The organism is Parathalassolituus penaei (genome assembly GCF_026626885.1).
In the GTDB taxonomy this organism is placed as follows: Bacteria; Pseudomonadota; Gammaproteobacteria; order Pseudomonadales; family Oceanobacteraceae; genus Oceanobacter; species Oceanobacter penaei.
This window is the reverse complement of sequence record NZ_JAPNOA010000026.1, coordinates 142,462-158,537: the sequence shown is the minus strand read 5'-3', so window position 1 is coordinate 158,537 and position 16,076 is coordinate 142,462. Positions and strand designations below refer to the sequence as shown.

Genomic DNA, 16,076 nt, shown 5'->3' with positions numbered 1-16,076 from the left:
GGTATTGATGGCATTTTGGCCATCCGAAAAATTTTTTTCGTCTCCACAGGTGTTTTGCCCCCTGTTTGATTGCCTCTTGATTGCAATCAATTAAATCAATATTGGCCCTTTGATTGCTCTAACTTGATTGCATTAATTGATCGCATACCAATTCCAAAACCTGCGATCTGGCTAACCATCAACAAGGAGCATGCAGATGCCACAAGTAACTCAGCCAAAACATCAAGCCGGTGATTTCTTCGTTGATTACGAAGAGAAAGTATTTGAAGACGTCAAAGCCCGCGAAGGCGAAAAAGCCCTGGTGACCTTCCACACCGTCGCTTTTGAAGGCTCGATTGGTCTGGTCAACATGCTGCAAGCCACCCGTCTGCAGCGCAAAGGCTATGAAACCTCCATTCTGCTGTACGGCCCTGGCGTGACCCTGGGTCTGCAGCGTGGCTTCCCGACGCTGGGTGACGAAGCTTTCCCTGGCCACCAGAACTACGCCAACCAGCTGAAAAAGTTCATGGCCGAAGGTGGCAAGGTCTACTGCTGCCGTTTTGCCCTGCAGGCCCTGTACGGTCACGGCGAACCTTCCCTGATCGAAGGCATCCGCCCCATCAATCCACTCGATGTGATGGATCTGAAACTGCTGCACATGCGTGACGGTGCGGTGATCATCGACACCTGGACTCTGTAAGGAGCTTGCGGCCCATGTCTTACCGTGACAATCACAAGACAGTGCGGGCCGCGGCCGTTCAGATCGCTCCGGATCTCCGGAGCGCCAACGGTACGCTGGCCAATGTACTCAATGCGATGGATGACGCTGCTGCCAGGGGCGTCGAGCTGATCGTGTTTCCGGAAACCTTCGTGCCCTGGTATCCGTATTTTTCCTTCGTTCTGCCCGCCGTGCAGTGCGGTGCCGAACATCTGCGCCTCTATGATGAAGCCGTGGTGGTGCCCGGCCCGATCACCGATGCGGTGGCCGCGCGTGCCCGCAAACACCGCATGGTGGTGGTACTGGGCGTCAACGAACGCGACCACGGCAGTCTTTATAACACCCAGCTGATTTTTGATGCCGACGGCCAGCTGCTGCTGAAGCGTCGCAAGATCACCCCGACCTATCACGAACGCATGATCTGGGGTCAGGGCGACGCCGCCGGACTCAAGGTGGCTGATACCGCTGTCGGTCGCGTTGGCGCACTGGCGTGCTGGGAGCACTACAACCCGCTGGCCCGTTACGCGCTGATGACCCAGCACGAGCAGATTCATTGCAGCCAGTTCCCCGGCTCTCTGGTCGGTCCGATTTTCGGCGATCAGATCGAAGCCACCATTCGCCATCACGCGCTGGAATCCGGCTGTTTTGTGGTCAACGCCACTGGCTGGCTCACCGACGCGCAGATCGAATCCATCACCCCGGACGAGAAGCTGCAACAGGCCCTGCGCGATGGCTGCAATACCGCCATCATCTCGCCGGAAGGCAAACACCTGGCCCCGGCGCTGACTTCGGGTGAAGGCATGGTGGTGGCCGATCTCGACTTCAAACTCATCACCAAGCGCAAGCGCATGATGGATTCGGTCGGCCATTACGCCCGCCCGGAACTGCTGCGTCTGGCCATTAACGATCAACCGACAGCGTACAAACAGCCCATGCTGGCTGACCATCAGGACACCACCCAACCTCAAAACGTTGCAGGAGAAGCCCATGAATCCGGCTATCGAATCACCCCGGCGTTTGATCACTGAGTTACAGACCCGCGGCTTGCGCCTGACCCGGCCAGACCAGCGCCACGTTGCCCGACGCGGTGGTGCCGGGCCGTCGGATCATCAGGCGGTGACCATCGATGGCACCACGGTGATGGTGCCCATCTACACCGAAGCCGCCTGGCAGTCGCCGTTTGAAGTGGCGTCGTTGAGCGATGGCGAACAGATTGTCTGGAAATCCGGAGACCAGCGGATCCCGCTGCACAACGTCAGCTTCGCCCGCGAGCCTGCGTTCTATTCGGGCCAGACCACCGACGGTGTGCCCTACTCGCACATCGCCACCCTGCACAGCAAGGACGTGCTGGCGACCACGGTGCTCCAAACCTGCATTCGTTACGAGAGCCGCAAGAAGGCCTGCAAGTTCTGCTCAATCGGCCAGTCGCTGCGAGCCGGTCGCACCATCGCCGAGAAAACCCCGGCGCAGCTGGCCGAGGTCGCCAAAGCGGCGGTTGAACTGGATGGCGTGACCCAGATGATCATGACCACCGGCACCCCGGCGACGCCGGACCGTGGAGCCAGGGTGCTGGCCGACAGTGCCCGCGCCATCAAGGCAGCGGTGGATATCCCGATTCAGGGCCAGTGCGAGCCCCCCAAAGATCCGGGCTGGTATCAGGTGATGAAAGACGCTGGTATCGACAGCCTGGGCATGCACATCGAAGTACTGAGCCAGGCGCTGCGCGAGGAGATTCTGCCCGGCAAGGCCGAAGACACCCTGGAAGACTATATCGAGGCCTTCAAACAGGCGGTTGCGGTATTCGGTCGGGGTCAGGTCAGTACCTACATTCTGGCCGGACTGGGCGACTCCCGGGAGCTGATCCTGGAAGTCAGCGAGCGCCTGATCGAGATCGGCGTGTACCCCTTCGTGGTGCCGTTCGTACCGATTCGCGGCACACCGCTGGAAGATCACCCGTCGCCAACCCCGGAATTTATGGAAGGCATCCTCAAGCCGCTCGGCAAGCGCCTGTTTGAGACTGGCATGACCGCCGACACCGGCAAGGCCGGGTGCAGCAAATGCGGTGCCTGTTCGACCCTGTCGGAATACGAAAAAGCCGCTGCCACTGAGTCAGCATCAGGCACTGGCCGTTTTGAAACCGGCCCCCTGACGCTCTCGGGTGCGTGCGGTTAACAGGGCCAAGCCAACGATTTATCCAGGTTCATTCATGAGAGGACTCTGACCATGCAATATCCGGATTACTCCGACTACACCATCAAGTGGGCGACCCTGCCGTGGGAAGTCGAACAGGCGCACGCCCTGCGCCGTCGGGTGTTCTGCGACGAACAAGGGCTGTTTGCAGGCGATGATGCAGACGCCACCGACGGCCACGCCCGCACCCTGGTGGCGCTGGGCAATCATGGCGGCTGGCATCAGCAGGTGGTTGGCACGGTGCGTATTCACCGCGAAGGCCCAGCGGACGAGAACCTCTGGTACGGCTCACGGCTGGCGGTGGATCCGGCGTTCCGCACTCAGGGCCAGCTTGGCTCGACCCTGATCAAGCTGGCGGTGAGCAGCGCCCACGCACTGGGCTGCCAGACCTTTATGGCCACGGTACAGATCCAGAACGAACCCCTGTTCAAACGACTGAACTGGCGCACCCACGACTACCGCGACATTCAGGGCCTCAAACACGCGGTGATGCAGGCCGACCTGGCGGCTTATCCGCCCTGTTTTACGCCGACCAGCGGCTTTGTGCTGAAGGCTCGCAAACAGCATATCCACGAGCACTTCTGGCCCGGTCTGCTCGACGCAGAACAAGCCCAGCCGCTGGCGCAATCCGCCAATCTGAACCTGGCACGGGTGCCGGGCGAACTGAAAACAGCGGTTTAAGTCACCGCCAAGATACGACCGCTGCACCGAACAAGGGGACGTGAACCGGGATGAACATGATGATGACCCTACCGACATCCAGCCTCGCCCAACTGCTGGAGCAGGTATCACAACGCTGTGGTATCGACAGCAAGCGGGATATTGCCGCCGTCAGCCAGCACCTGCCAGCCCTGCCACCGGGCTGGCACCCGAACGGCGACGATACGGCGGCCATTCCTATCGCCTGCTCTTCAGGATCAGACGGTGATCGCGGCTACCACCTGTTAGCCATCGAAGGCATGCAGGGAAAACTGGTGACAGAACAGCCCTGGTTCGCAGGCTGGTGCAGCATCATGGTCAATTGCAGCGATATTGCCGCCATGGGCGGACGACCAACGGCGGTCGTCAATGCGCTCTGGAGCAATCATCAGGACAGTCAGCATGACGTCTGGCTGGCCGAACTGCTCAGAGGTATGCGCGATGCAGCGTCGCATCTGGGCGTACCCATCGTCGGCGGTCATACCAATGTCCGCGCCACCCAAACCAACCTGGCGGTAGCCATCATGGGACATGCAAACCGGCTGCTCAGTGCTTTTGCGGCCAAACCCGGACACATCCTGGTGGCGGCCATCGATCACAGAGGCCGCTTTCAGAACGGCAGCCTCAACTGGAACGCCGCCACCACAGCCCCCGCTGCACGGCTGCATGGCGATCTGGCGCTACTGCCGACCATTGCGGAACAAGGGCTGGCCGATGCCTGCAAGGACATCAGTCAGGCCGGGCTGTTGGGTACAACGGTGATGCTGCTGGAAAGCTCCGGTTGCGGTGCCGAACTGGATCTGGATCGGCTCACGGTTCCGGCTCTGGCCAGCCTCAGTGACTGGCTCTGCGCCTTCCCAAGCTTCGGCTATTTGCTCACCACCGACGCTGAGCGCCTGCCCGCACTACTGGCCTGTTTCCGCCAGCGCGACATTTGCGCCGAGGCCATTGGCACACTCAATGACAGCCAACGACTGGAGGTCAGCTGGCAAGGCCAGAGCCGCTGTTTCTACAACCTCAGGGACAACAGTCTGACCGGTTTCAGCTGACCCTGAACTTTCCAATCGTCTGATTTAACTCGACTTTTTAATGGCGGCAGCGACCGTCAGGGAGACCCCATGCCTGCAGTTCACTTTTACATCCGCTGGCCCGATGGCCAGGAAGAACGCTGTTATTCACCGTCCACCGTGATTTACCAGACCTTTCGGCCTGGCGACGTCATGCCTCTCGGCGAATTCATGCAAAAAGCCGAAAGCGCCCTGAACTCCGCCAGTGAGCGCGTCAAGGCCAGTTATGGCTACTACTGCTCCAGCGCAGCCGACCAGTTCCGCCTGCTGCAGCAACGTGCTGCGACTTACGAGGACCAGAGCCGCGAGATCACGGTGTTGTCCATGAGTGATATCGGTGAGTGATAGCGCCAGCTGAACCGGCTCGGCCAATCCATCCAAACCCCAAATACAAAGAGACTTTTATCATGAGCAATAACAATCACTACGACGTCATCATCGTCGGCGGCGGCCAGTCCGGCCTGACCATGAGCTACTTCCTGCAACAAGCGGGCATGAGCCATGTTGTGTTCGAGAAGAACAGCATCCTGCACGGCTGGAAACACGAGCGTTGGGATTCTTTCACCCTGGTAACGCCGAACTGGCAGTGCGACCTGCCCGGCCTGCCTTACGACGGCGACGATCCGAAAGGCTTTATGACCGGCCAGCAGACCGTTGCATGGCTGGAGCGCTTCGCCGCCAAAGTGAATGCTCCGGTACGCGAAGGGGTGGCGGTGAAACGGGTAGAATGTGACGACGACGGCCTCTATCAGGTGTCCACAACCGACGGTGACTTTACCGCCGATCAGGTCGTCGTCACCTCCGGCGGTTATCACCAGCCGGTGATTCCGCGCATGGCCGAACGCATCCCCGACAGCGTGCACCAGATTCACTCCGCCCAGTACAAAAACGCCGCCCAGCTGCCGGAAGGCGCAGTGCTGGTGGTCGGCTCCGGCCAGTCCGGCGCCCAGATCGCCGAAGACCTGCACCTCGAAGGCCGCAAGGTATTTCTGGCCACCGGCGACGCACCCCGTGTCGCTCGCTTCTACCGTGGCAAGGACGTGGTCGAATGGCTGTACGACATGGGTTATTACGACATCTCGGTAAAAGAACATCCGCTGGGCAAAAACGTCGCCGCCAAGACCAACCACTATGTCACCGGTCGTGATGGCGGCCGTGATATCGACCTGCGCAAGTTCGCCACCGAAGGCATGGAGCTGTACGGCCTGATGACCGACTTCGACGGTGAAAATCTGATCTTCCGTCCGGACCTCGCGGCTAACCTGCAAAAAGCCGACGATACCTATAACAACATCAATGCCCGCATTGATGCCTGGATCGAACAGCAAGGTATCGAAACCGCCGAAGGACCATCCCGCTACGAGCCGGTGTGGCAAGTACCAGAAGAACGCACCACCCTGAATCTGGCCGAATCCGGCATCACCAGCATCCTCTGGTGCATCGGCTTCCGTCCGGACTTCAGCTGGCTCGACGCGCCAGTATTCAATGGTCAGGGCCATCCGAAACACGACCGCGGCATCACCCAACAGTCGGGCCTCTACTTCCTAGGCCTGCCGTGGCTGCACACATGGGGGTCCGGCCGCTTTGGAGCGGTGAAACAGGATGCCGATTACCTCTGCAAAGCCATAAAAATCTACAGCCAACGCCGTCATACCACCGCCGTTGCCTGACGGCCGGAATTCATCCGGGCTCAACTTTGTGGGAGAGAATCGAGGCGCGACGCGTTATTCCCGAGAATCCATATCGGGAATAAATTCCCTCCCGCAAAATCCACACAGCAATATTGCTGTTCAAGATGAATATCTTTGTCAGTAACAAACCTCTACTACACGCTGCATTCAGCGCCTACAATTCCCCTGCTATTTCCGATAATCAATCTCCAAGCCACTTTGCAGGGATCGCATGAATCCAGCCACTATCGCCAGCCCTTCACCACTGATTGACAACATTAACGAGCTTGGCAATCCGTTGGCCGAAACTCGTCTGGCGCTCAGTCGTTATCCCTGGCTCAAGGCAATCGCCGGTGCCGAAGATGACCTGCTGCATACCTTTGCATTTCTGCAGAGTTACAACGGCTCGACGGCGACCTTTAACAGCTATCGTCGTGAAATCGAACGCCTGTTGCAGTGGGCGTTTGTGATCAAACAGACCAGTTTGCAGGAGCTGCACCGGCAAGAGCTGGAGGAGTTTGTGCGCTTTTGCCAGGCTCCGCCAACCGCATGGATTGCCCTGCAACAGTCGCCACGTTTTCTCAGCAAAAATGGCGAGCGCCTCAGCAACCCGCAGTGGCGTCCTTTTATCGGCGAGTCGACGGGCAGCAGCCTGAATGCCGAGTTGTCGCAGAAGAGCCTGCAATCGCTGTTTTCGGTGTTATCCACCTACTTCAACTATTTGCTGCAGGAAGACTATCTGAAGGTTAATCCGATCAGCCTGATCCGTCAGAAAAGCAAATTCCTGCAGAAACACGCCTATCAGGCCCCTATTCGCCGGATTTCCAATTTGCAGTGGGATTACGTGCTGGAAACGGTTGAGCAGATGGCGCAGGAGAATCCGGGCGAACACGAGCGCTCGCTGTTTGTGATGAATTGCCTGCTGGGTATGTACCTGCGGATTTCGGAGCTGGTGGCAGACGAGCGTTCAGTGCCGGTTATGGGCGACTTTCAGTGTGATTCCGATGGGCATTGGTGGCTGCGAGTTACCGGCAAGGGTAACAAGGTGCGACTGGTAACGGTGTCGGATGACATGTTGCAGTCGTTAGCCCGTTATCGCCTACATTTGGGGCTGAGCCGATTGCCACATGCTGGAGAGCAAACGCCGCTGGTGCCAAAAATTCGTGGTCGTGGCCCGGTGACCAGCACGCGGCAGATTCGTTATCTGGTGCAGTTTTGTTTCGATCGCACGTTCGAACGTATGAAGTTGCAGGGTCTTGAAGATGAAGCGCGGGAGCTGGAGGTGGCAACGGTTCACTGGCTGCGTCACACCGGAATTTCCGAGGATGTGAAGTTTCGACCGAAGGAACACGTTAAAGAGGATGCTGGTCACGCCAGCATGGCAACAACGGATCGTTATGTGGATACCGAGTTGCGCGAGCGCCATGCCAGCGCTCGCAACAAACGTCTGAAGCCGGAGCTGTAGCTCCGGCTCGGCAGACTTAGTGCATGTACTGACCGCCGTTGGCGGAGATGTTTGCACCAGTGATGAAGCCAGCGTTTTCACCAGCCAGGAAAGACACCACGCGGGCGATTTCTTGTGGCTCACCAAAACGACCAACCGGGATGCTGGATTTGATCTGGTTACGGATCTCTTCCGGCACTTCCATGATCATGCTGGTAGCGATATAGCCAGGGGATACAGTGTTGACAGTGATGCCTTTGGAGGCAACTTCCTGAGCGACTGCTTTGGCGAAGCCGTACATACCTGCTTTGGCAGCAGAGTAGTTAGCCTGACCAAACTGGCCTTTCTCACCGTTAATTGAGGAAATATTAACGATACGGCCCCACTTTTTCTCCAGCATGTCGTTGATGACCAGACGGGTCATGTAGAACACGGAAGTCAGGTTGGTGGCGATAACTTCGTGCCACATTTCCGGGGTCATTTTGCGCAGGGTGGTATCACGGGTGATACCGCCGTTGTTGACGAGTACGTCGACGCTGCCAAAATCCTTCTTGATGTTTTCAATACAGGCGTTGCAGGAATCCCAATCAGTGATATTGCCGAAACCCAGCGCAATATCGTAACCCTCTTTGGCCAGCTCGGCTTGCCATGCCAACGCCTTCTCGTGCTTGCCACCGGCATAATAACCCGCAACAACCTGATAACCGTCGTCATGCAGTTGCTTGCAGATTGCAGTCCCGATACCGCCAGTCCCGCCGGTAACCAATGCAACACGTTTAGACATACACCCACTCCTTTTGTTGTTTGCGGTTCGCTGTAACACGTACAAATAAGCATCTTACGAACATGTGACACTTCGGTGACCAGAGTATGCGAGTTCTGTACTCCTGTCCCAGCCCTGGCGGTACTTTGGTACTGAGTGGCACGTTTGGTGGTACCTTACACCTGTTCTGGTGCTCGATACCTTGAGCTGGGTTATACTCCCGCTCCTTTTTCCAGACCGTGCCCGTGCCATGAAGTTCGTCGTCAAACTGTTCCCTGAAATTACCATCAAATCCAAGTCGGTGCGCAAGCAGCTGACCAAAATCCTGCGCGCCAATCTGCGCACTTTGCTGAAAAAGCAGGGAATTTCGGCTGATGTGCAAGATCGTTGGGATTGTCTGATGATCGCAGTTAACGACGACCAGGAGATTGAGGCAGATCTGGTCCGACGTCATTGCATCCAGATTCTGTCGCACACCCCAGGCATCGGTTACAGTCTCGAAATTGATGAACACCCGTTCGAAACGCTCGATCAGGCTTATCAGCTGGTGCGTGACGCTGCCGCGCCGTCACTGGAAGGCAAAACCTTTGTGGTTCGCGTCAAACGCGCTGGCAAGCACGACTTCACTTCTCATCAAGCCGAGATCTACATGGGTGGCGGTCTGCTGAAAGAAACCGGTGCCATCGGTGTATCTCTGAAGAATCCGGATGTGGTGGTTAACGTTGAGTTGCGTAACGACAAAGTGCACGTTGTGCGTAACCGCATTGCCGGTCTTGGCGGTTTCCCTCTCGGCAGTCAGGGTGAAGTGTTATCACTGATTTCGGGCGGTTTCGACTCCACCGTTGCCAGTTACTTGCTGACTCGTCGTGGCCTGAAAACCCATTTCTGCTTCTTCAATCTTGGTGGTAGCGCCCACGAAATTGGCGTCAAGCAGGTTGCTCACTATCTGTGGCAAACCTACAGCGAAAGTCATCGCGTCAAGTTCATTACGGTTCCGTTTGATGAAGTCGTCACCGAGATTCTCACCAAAATCGATAACGGCCATATGGGCGTGGTATTGAAGCGTATGATGATGCGCGCAGCCTCCCGGGTTGCCGAGCGTATGAATCTGCCTGCTATTGCCACTGGCGAAGCCGTAGCTCAGGTGGCCAGTCAGACCATCTCCAATCTCGCGGTGATCGATCGTGTGAGTGATCACATGGTGCTGCGTCCACTGGCGACCATGGACAAGCACGATATTATTCTGCTGGCTCGTCGTATCGGCACCGAGACCTTCGCGGCGCGTATGCCAGAATACTGTGGTGTGATCTCTGTAAATCCGCTGACTCAGGGTGATCGCAGCAAAACCGAACAGGTTGAACAGGCGTTCGACATGGCGGTGCTGGAGCGTGCTCTGGAACGTGCCACCTATCAGCGTATCAACGAAGTGCTGGCCGATGCCGACAGCGGCCTCGAAGACCTGGCGCTGGTGGCCATGCCGCAGCTGGATGATGTGGTGGTTGATATTCGCCATCCGGGCGAAACCGCCGACACCCCGCTGTTCCTGCCGAACAATGCCGTCAAAGCGATTCCTTTCTACGAATTGGAAAGCCGTCTGGCGGAACTGGAAACAGGCAAGCGTCACTTGCTGTACTGCCAGAAAGGCACCATGAGCAAGATTCACGCACACCACCTGAACCAGAAAGGCTTGGGGCAATTTGGTGTGTTTGTTGAGAAGAAGGCAGCGCCAATTCCGAGTCGTCAGGAAATTCGCGCCGCAGCTGAAGCGGCTGATGCTGATAACGGCGAAGAAGAATAAGCCGTCCTCTGAAGGTCATCATCAACCTGAGACTGGCGTGTAAAGACAAAAAGGCCATCCCTGGGGATGGCCTTTTTTATTGTGCGTCGCGGCTAAAAAACGCTTACAGACGGTTCAGACCATTCAACGCCGCTACCCGGTAGGCTTCTGCCATGGTTGGGTAGTTGAAGGTGTTGTTCACGAAATAACGCAGGGTGTTGCCCTCGCCTTTCTGGTTCATGATCGCCTGACCGATGTGCACAATTTCGGCAGCCTGGTCACCAAAGCAGTGAATGCCGAGGATTTCCAGAGTTTGACGGTGGAACAGCAGCTTCAGCATCCCCACGCCTTCGCCGGTGATCTGAGCACGAGCGATGTTTTTGAAGAATGCCTGCCCTACTTCGTACGGCACTTTTTCTTCGGTCAGCTGACGCTCGGTTTTGCCCAGCGAGCTGATCTCAGGAATGGTGTAAATACCGGTCGGTACTGAGTCCACATAGTGGAAGTCAGTTGGGCTGGCAATCACAGAAGCTGCTGCGCGACCCTGGTCGTAGGCAGCAGAAGCCAGTGCTGGCCAGCCAACCACGTCGCCGATGCCGTATACGTTCTGAACGGCTGTACGGTACTCGCGATCCACTTCAACCTGACCGCGGGAGTTGGTTTCCAGGCCAATGTTTTCCAGACCCAGATCGGCCGTGTTGCCACTGCGGCCAGCGGCCCACAGGAAGCAGTCGGCTTTGACTTTTTTGCCGGACGCCATGGTCATGGTCACAAAGCGTTCGTTAGCTTCTACGGAGTCGAACTGTTCGTTGTGACGAATCAGAGCGCCCTTGTCACGCAGGTGGTAACTCAGCGCGTCGGAGATTTCGTCGTCGAGGAAGTTCAGCAGACGATCACCCGGGTGAATCAGGTCCACTTTTACGCCCAGACCGGAGAAGATCGATGCATATTCGCAACCGATAACACCCGCGCCGTAAATGATGATGGTGCGTGGGGTGTGTTCCAGATGCAGGATGGTGTCTGAATCGTAAATACGTGGGTGGGTGAAGTCGATTGACTTTGGACGCCACGGGCTGGAGCCGGTCGCGATAATCACCTGTTCTGCATGCAGGCGGGTGTTAGTCATGTTGCCCTGATACACGTCTACGGTGTGCGCATCCGCAAAGCGGGCTTTGCCGGTGTAAACGTTGATACGGTTGCGGGCATAGAATTCAGTACGCAGTTTGACCTGCTTGCCGATGACCTTTTCAGCGCTTTTCAGCACTTGCGGAAAGGAGAACCAACGCGGTTCACCAACGGCGCGGAACATCGGATTGGTATTGAACTGGATGATCTGCTTGACGGCGTGACGCAAGGCTTTGGAAGGGATTGTCCCGAGGTGGGTACAGTTACCACCAACCAGGTTCTTGTCTTCAATAACAGCTACTTTTTTGCCATGTTTGGCGGCGTTTATGGCGGCGCCTTCGCCGGCCGGGCCTGCTCCGATAATGACTACGTCGTAGCGATAATCTGCCATCTGCTTCACTCCAATCAGTTAATTATAGTGCTGGCCGGTCCCGGAGCTGCGAGTCCATCGCCGGCCAGTCATATTGTCCAGACACCCCGGGCACGGGCTTATTTCTGGCTCTTTGTTGCGTCGTAAAACTGTGCGCCGTCTGACTTGCTGGCGGCTTCCTTGCTTTCCTTTTCACACTTGCGTTTGTCACCGCCGCAAATATCGCATGCAGATTCCATACCCAGTGCCGCCATACCGCCACAGGAACCGGCGATCGGTTTGCGGCCAAAAATCACGCCTACGGCCATAGCAGCCACAATAACCAGCATGATGCCAAATACAGCCAGGAATACGGTCATGAGTTTTCTCCTGAATCAGTGACTGTTTTCGAGCGCGTTCGGAAACAGCGCCTTGAATTCTGATGAAGCCAGCTCCTTGAAGGTGTCACCGTCACGAACGATCAGGTAAACCGCCAGCTTCTGTTGTTCGGCGATGGTCATCGCCAGCTCAGGCCCTGCAACGTTGAGTGCAGTTGCCCAGCCATCCGCCATTGCACAGTTGTCAGCAATAACCGTAACCGAGGCCAACCCATGGGAAATCGGACGACCTGTCATAGGGTCAATGGTATGAGAATAGCGCACACCGTTCTTTTCGAAATAATTCCGGTAATCGCCGGATGTTGCTACGCCGCTATCACCCGGCTCCAGCGCCAATTGCACAGAGCGGTCATTGATGCCGTCGGTTGGGCGTTCTACGGCGATACGCCAGTTGCTGCCATCCGGCTTTTTGCCACGAATGACCAGCTCGCCACCAATTTCCACCAGGTAACTGTGGATACCTTGCTGATCGAGCAAGCTGGCAACCTGATCCACGCCCCAGCCTTTGGCGATCGCTGACAGATCAAGGTAAAGACGGCTATGCAGGCGGATACGCTGGCCGGTGGTGTCCAATTCAAACTTGTCCGAACCTACCTGAGCCATCAGGTTGTTGATTTCATCCTGGCTCAATGGTTCGTCGTGATGCTCTCCCGGACCGAAACCCCAAGCGTTTACCAGTGGGCCAACCGTGATGTCAAAGCGGTGCTGGCTGCCTTCGTAAATGGTGCGGGACATATTCAGGACGCTGAACAGCTCAGAAGACAGACGAATCCAGCCATCATCATCGGTGTCGTACATGCCTTTGTTGATACGGGAAAGCTCGGATTCAGGATCGTAGGTCGACATGATCTTGTTGATTTCAAACAGGCGCTGATCGACCAGGCCTTTGATCTTGTCGTTCTGCTGGTCTTCACCAACCCAGCTGACGTGATACGTAGTGCCCATGGTAGAGCCTTCAATGCGCTCTACAGTGCCGGCTGGGGCCTTGTCTTCGGAACAGGCCGATAACAGTGTGGCGACAGCGACCAGAACAAGGGAAAAAGCGGATACAGATTTGGAAAAGGATTTAAACATGGCACCCCCAGTGCTAAGGCGGCGCCAGTATACAGGCTGTTTTATGTGGTTTCACTCGCGTGAAAGGTTCACAAAACCAATGGCAATCCGTATTTTGACGGATCTTTGCCCAATTTTAGGCCTGTTTGGCAAAGTCTTGTTCGTTGTTTGGTGATATAGCGCCCTGGACGGGTGGAAACCGGTACGTTTGTGGAGGTTCGGCGCTCTTTTGATAACAAAAAGGAATAAGCGAATAGCAAAACAATCTTAATTATCGCTTTATGCCTATATTTGCATATTGCAGTTTCACGTAAACTGCTGAGATTGCCGGAGATGTACAATCATGCAAGAAAATATGTCAGAAGAAATGCTGGAGCTGATTGCCCAGCGCTTTCGTATCTTGTCCGACCCCATGCGCCTGCGAATTCTTCATCATCTGCAGTCGGGTGAGAAATCCGTCGGCCAGCTGGTTCAGGCAACCGGGGCTTCCCAGCCTAACGTGTCAAAACACCTTTCAACCCTGAAAACCCACGGACTGGTTCGTCGTCGTCAGGATGGCAACATGGCCTATTTCAGTATTGGCTCACCGTTTGTGTTTGATCTTTGCAGTTCTGTCTGCAGCAACATGAAAGTCGAGTGGGAACAACGTCAGAGCCTGCTTGGCACCTGACCCTGCCCCTGTTCCATTGCCAGAAAATAAAAAAGCGCCAACAGGCGCTTTTTTATGCTTCGAACAAGCAGCGAAACTTAACCCGAGCGAGCAACCGCGGTTTCAGAAATGGCAGTCCAGTAATGTCGAGTGCCATCACTGCTGGTGCTGGCCATACCAAGTTCCTGCCAGACATCCAGAATGCTTCGAAACTGACTTTTGCTGATGCGAATATCATCCACTGCATGAGCTTGCGGACGACGTTTCAACAACTGGTTTTTAACCGTGTCGGCAATGGCGGCTTCCAGTTGCGAACGCAGGCGATCTTCACTGATGCTATTTGCCATCGGTCCGGACAATGCGCGATACAATTGATCAATACGCGCAGGCAGGAGTAATTCTTCGCGCGACAGATTGCCACCCTGATAAACCTTGGCGGAAATCTGCAAGTGTACAGTCTGGCGGCTTTTCTCCAGGCGTTCGCGAGAGCTCAGCTGCGGAGTTGCTGGTGTAGCCGATGCGGCAGTGGCTTCAGAAACGGCAATCGACTGAACGTGTGCGACAGCGGCTGCCGTCAGCGGAGTTTGCATGGCCGCAACTCGCGCGGCAGCAGCTGGAATCGTTCCCTCGGCCGGACTGGTGTGATCCACCCGAACCCAGGTGCCGTTCAGGCGCCCTTCCAGGCTTGCAACCTGACCACGCAAATGAGCCAGGAGTTCGTCCCGGAAATGCCAGCGTTTGGTCTGAACCTGCTGCATAACCAATTGTTGAAAACCTTTCAGCCGACTCTGTTCAGGGCTGGTACCAGGCTCACCAGTATTCTTGATAAACGCCAGAATCGGTCGGTTGAGGGTACGAGCGTGAACAAATTCACGATGCAGGAAACTGATACCGGTGGGCGCCATCGGGCCGTAGGTATCACCGAGCAGCAAGATGAAGAAATCAGCCAGCTCGATCTGTTTGCGAGCCAGCATCCAGTCATATCCATCCGCGTCATCCCGACACGGAAACGCCACATTGGTCATATTCATTCGAGCCAACTGGCGTTCCATCTCATAACGCTCCAGCTCAAGGCCTTCTGCGTTGGATGCCAAATACACCAGCTGGCGCTTTCCTTCTGGCATTTTCGTCACCGATCCAAAAAATGTCACATTGAGCGCAAGTTTGTCACTATACCAGCGCAGTAACCCTTAAAACATAGAAAATTCCACCCATCGTCACCAATGAGCCCAAAGTCGTGACGGCGACCGCATTCGCAGTCAAAACCCGATTAGCTCCCATGCTGCTAGCCATCACAAATGCAGCAGCCGCGGTAGGACTACCAAGCATCAGAGCAACAACGCCCAGCTCAACCCCTCGAATTCCCACCAAAAGAGCTACGACCACGGACAAAGCAGGTAGAACGATCAGCTTGAGCAATGAAATCTGGATAGTCGTTTTGTTCGCTGCACGCAAGGCCGACAAATCCAGAGTTCCACCAACACCAATCAGCGCCAATGGCAGCGTCATATTGCCGATGCTTTTCAGTGCACTTTCAACTGAACCCGGAATATGGATCTGCCAGATGCTGAATGGCAGCGCCAGCGCAATCGAAATGATCAGAGGGTTCTTGGCAATCAGCAGTAGCTGCTTGCTCCAGTTTACCGACTGGCCATGCGCCAACACCATGACCGACAGCAGGTTATACATAGGTACACCAACCGCCAGCACCAACGCACCAATACGCGTGCCTTCATCTCCAAAAGCATAGACCACCATGGAGATACCAATAATGCCGAGATTACTTCTGAAGGCCGCCTGCACAAAGGCGCTTTGATCTTCGCGCTTGACGCCACTTGCCCGCGCCCAGATCACTGAGATCAAGCATGACAGCAGAATGATGATTGCTACAAACAGCATTAATCCAAAATGCGACGAACTCTCAAATCGCACCTTCGAAATCGCCATAAACATCAGCACCGGCAGTGTCAGGGTGAACACCAGACGCGAGCCGACCTGAATAAAGTGCTCATCAACAATGTTGCGATGACGCAGGTAGTAACCCAGCACAACCAGCAGGCACACTGGCAAGATAATCTGGATCGTAAACACAAACGACTGCCAATACATTCGGTTTGTTTCCCATCAGGTGGTCAGAACAGGGGCGCAACAATACCGGGATTTGCCTCGATGTAAAACGCCGCCTTCGTGGTATC

The 16,076-nt window shown here is 55.9% G+C and carries 16 protein-coding genes; 10 read left to right on the top strand and 6 right to left on the bottom strand.

Annotated elements, in window-relative coordinates:
- The first annotated feature begins 196 nt into the window (after positions 1 to 196).
- From OUO13_RS09720 to OUO13_RS09685, 8 genes are all read left to right on the top strand, one after another.
- Entirely contained in the window at positions 197 to 679 is a 483-nt protein-coding gene (locus OUO13_RS09720) for an MSMEG_0572/Sll0783 family nitrogen starvation response protein (RefSeq protein ID WP_283173683.1), read from the top strand.
- A 14-nt stretch (positions 680 to 693) separates the two neighbouring features.
- Positions 694 to 1,725, top strand: a complete 1,032-nt coding sequence (locus tag OUO13_RS09715; RefSeq protein ID WP_283173682.1) for a Nit6803 family nitrilase — start codon at positions 694 to 696, stop codon at positions 1,723 to 1,725.
- Positions 1,685 to 2,869 (top strand): MSMEG_0568 family radical SAM protein, encoded by a 1,185-nt coding sequence (locus OUO13_RS09710; RefSeq protein WP_283173681.1) that lies wholly within the window; start codon positions 1,685 to 1,687, stop codon positions 2,867 to 2,869. Before OUO13_RS09715 ends, OUO13_RS09710 begins: the two co-directional genes overlap by 41 nt.
- Before the next feature lie 51 nt (positions 2,870 to 2,920).
- Positions 2,921 to 3,568 (top strand): MSMEG_0567/Sll0786 family nitrogen starvation N-acetyltransferase, encoded by a 648-nt coding sequence (locus OUO13_RS09705; protein ID WP_283173680.1) that lies wholly within the window; start codon positions 2,921 to 2,923, stop codon positions 3,566 to 3,568.
- Positions 3,569 to 3,624: 56 nt separating this feature from the next.
- On the top strand, positions 3,625 to 4,635 hold the full coding sequence (locus OUO13_RS09700; protein WP_283173679.1) for a sll0787 family AIR synthase-like protein: 1,011 nt from the start codon (positions 3,625 to 3,627) through the stop codon (positions 4,633 to 4,635).
- A 69-nt stretch (positions 4,636 to 4,704) separates the two neighbouring features.
- Positions 4,705 to 4,998 (top strand): MSMEG_0570 family nitrogen starvation response protein, encoded by a 294-nt coding sequence (locus OUO13_RS09695; RefSeq protein WP_283173678.1) that lies wholly within the window; start codon positions 4,705 to 4,707, stop codon positions 4,996 to 4,998.
- 62 nt (positions 4,999 to 5,060) lie between these two features.
- The gene (locus OUO13_RS09690) at positions 5,061 to 6,323 is read left to right on the top strand and encodes an MSMEG_0569 family flavin-dependent oxidoreductase (protein WP_283173677.1); all 1,263 of its coding nucleotides are present in this window, start codon (positions 5,061 to 5,063) and stop codon (positions 6,321 to 6,323) included.
- 232 nt (positions 6,324 to 6,555) lie between these two features.
- Entirely contained in the window at positions 6,556 to 7,788 is a 1,233-nt protein-coding gene (locus tag OUO13_RS09685; protein ID WP_283173676.1) for a tyrosine-type recombinase/integrase, read from the top strand.
- Positions 7,789 to 7,804: 16 nt separating this feature from the next.
- Here OUO13_RS09685 and phbB read toward each other — a convergent pair whose 3' ends face one another.
- The gene (gene phbB, locus OUO13_RS09680; protein ID WP_283173675.1) at positions 7,805 to 8,551 is read right to left on the bottom strand and encodes an acetoacetyl-CoA reductase; all 747 of its coding nucleotides are present in this window, start codon (positions 8,549 to 8,551) and stop codon (positions 7,805 to 7,807) included.
- 229 nt (positions 8,552 to 8,780) lie between these two features.
- Here phbB and thiI point away from each other — a divergent pair, with 229 nt between their 5' ends.
- On the top strand, positions 8,781 to 10,328 hold the full coding sequence (gene thiI / locus OUO13_RS09675; RefSeq protein ID WP_283173674.1) for a tRNA uracil 4-sulfurtransferase ThiI: 1,548 nt from the start codon (positions 8,781 to 8,783) through the stop codon (positions 10,326 to 10,328).
- 103 nt (positions 10,329 to 10,431) lie between these two features.
- Here thiI and sthA read toward each other — a convergent pair whose 3' ends face one another.
- From sthA to OUO13_RS09660, 3 genes are all read right to left on the bottom strand, one after another.
- A complete protein-coding gene (sthA, locus tag OUO13_RS09670) occupies positions 10,432 to 11,823 on the bottom strand; it encodes a Si-specific NAD(P)(+) transhydrogenase (protein WP_283173673.1) in 1,392 nt (463 codons plus the stop codon).
- Between the two features lie 98 nt (positions 11,824 to 11,921).
- A complete protein-coding gene (gene nqrM, locus OUO13_RS09665) occupies positions 11,922 to 12,161 on the bottom strand; it encodes a (Na+)-NQR maturation NqrM (protein WP_283173672.1) in 240 nt (79 codons plus the stop codon).
- Between the two features lie 15 nt (positions 12,162 to 12,176).
- Positions 12,177 to 13,253, bottom strand: coding sequence for an FAD:protein FMN transferase (locus OUO13_RS09660; RefSeq protein WP_283173671.1), 1,077 nt, complete (start codon positions 13,251 to 13,253; stop codon positions 12,177 to 12,179).
- Between the two features lie 322 nt (positions 13,254 to 13,575).
- Between OUO13_RS09660 and OUO13_RS09655 the strand changes: the two genes are divergently transcribed.
- Positions 13,576 to 13,902, top strand: a complete 327-nt coding sequence (locus tag OUO13_RS09655) for an ArsR/SmtB family transcription factor (RefSeq protein WP_283173670.1) — start codon at positions 13,576 to 13,578, stop codon at positions 13,900 to 13,902.
- Positions 13,903 to 13,979: 77 nt separating this feature from the next.
- Here the strand turns inward: OUO13_RS09655 and OUO13_RS09650 are convergent, their stop codons facing one another.
- Both OUO13_RS09650 and OUO13_RS09645 read right to left on the bottom strand, forming a co-directional pair.
- Positions 13,980 to 15,005, bottom strand: coding sequence for a DUF4062 domain-containing protein (locus OUO13_RS09650; protein WP_283173669.1), 1,026 nt, complete (start codon positions 15,003 to 15,005; stop codon positions 13,980 to 13,982).
- Between the two features lie 46 nt (positions 15,006 to 15,051).
- Positions 15,052 to 15,990 (bottom strand): AEC family transporter, encoded by a 939-nt coding sequence (locus OUO13_RS09645; protein ID WP_283173668.1) that lies wholly within the window; start codon positions 15,988 to 15,990, stop codon positions 15,052 to 15,054.
- Between the last annotated feature and the right edge of the window lie 86 nt (positions 15,991 to 16,076).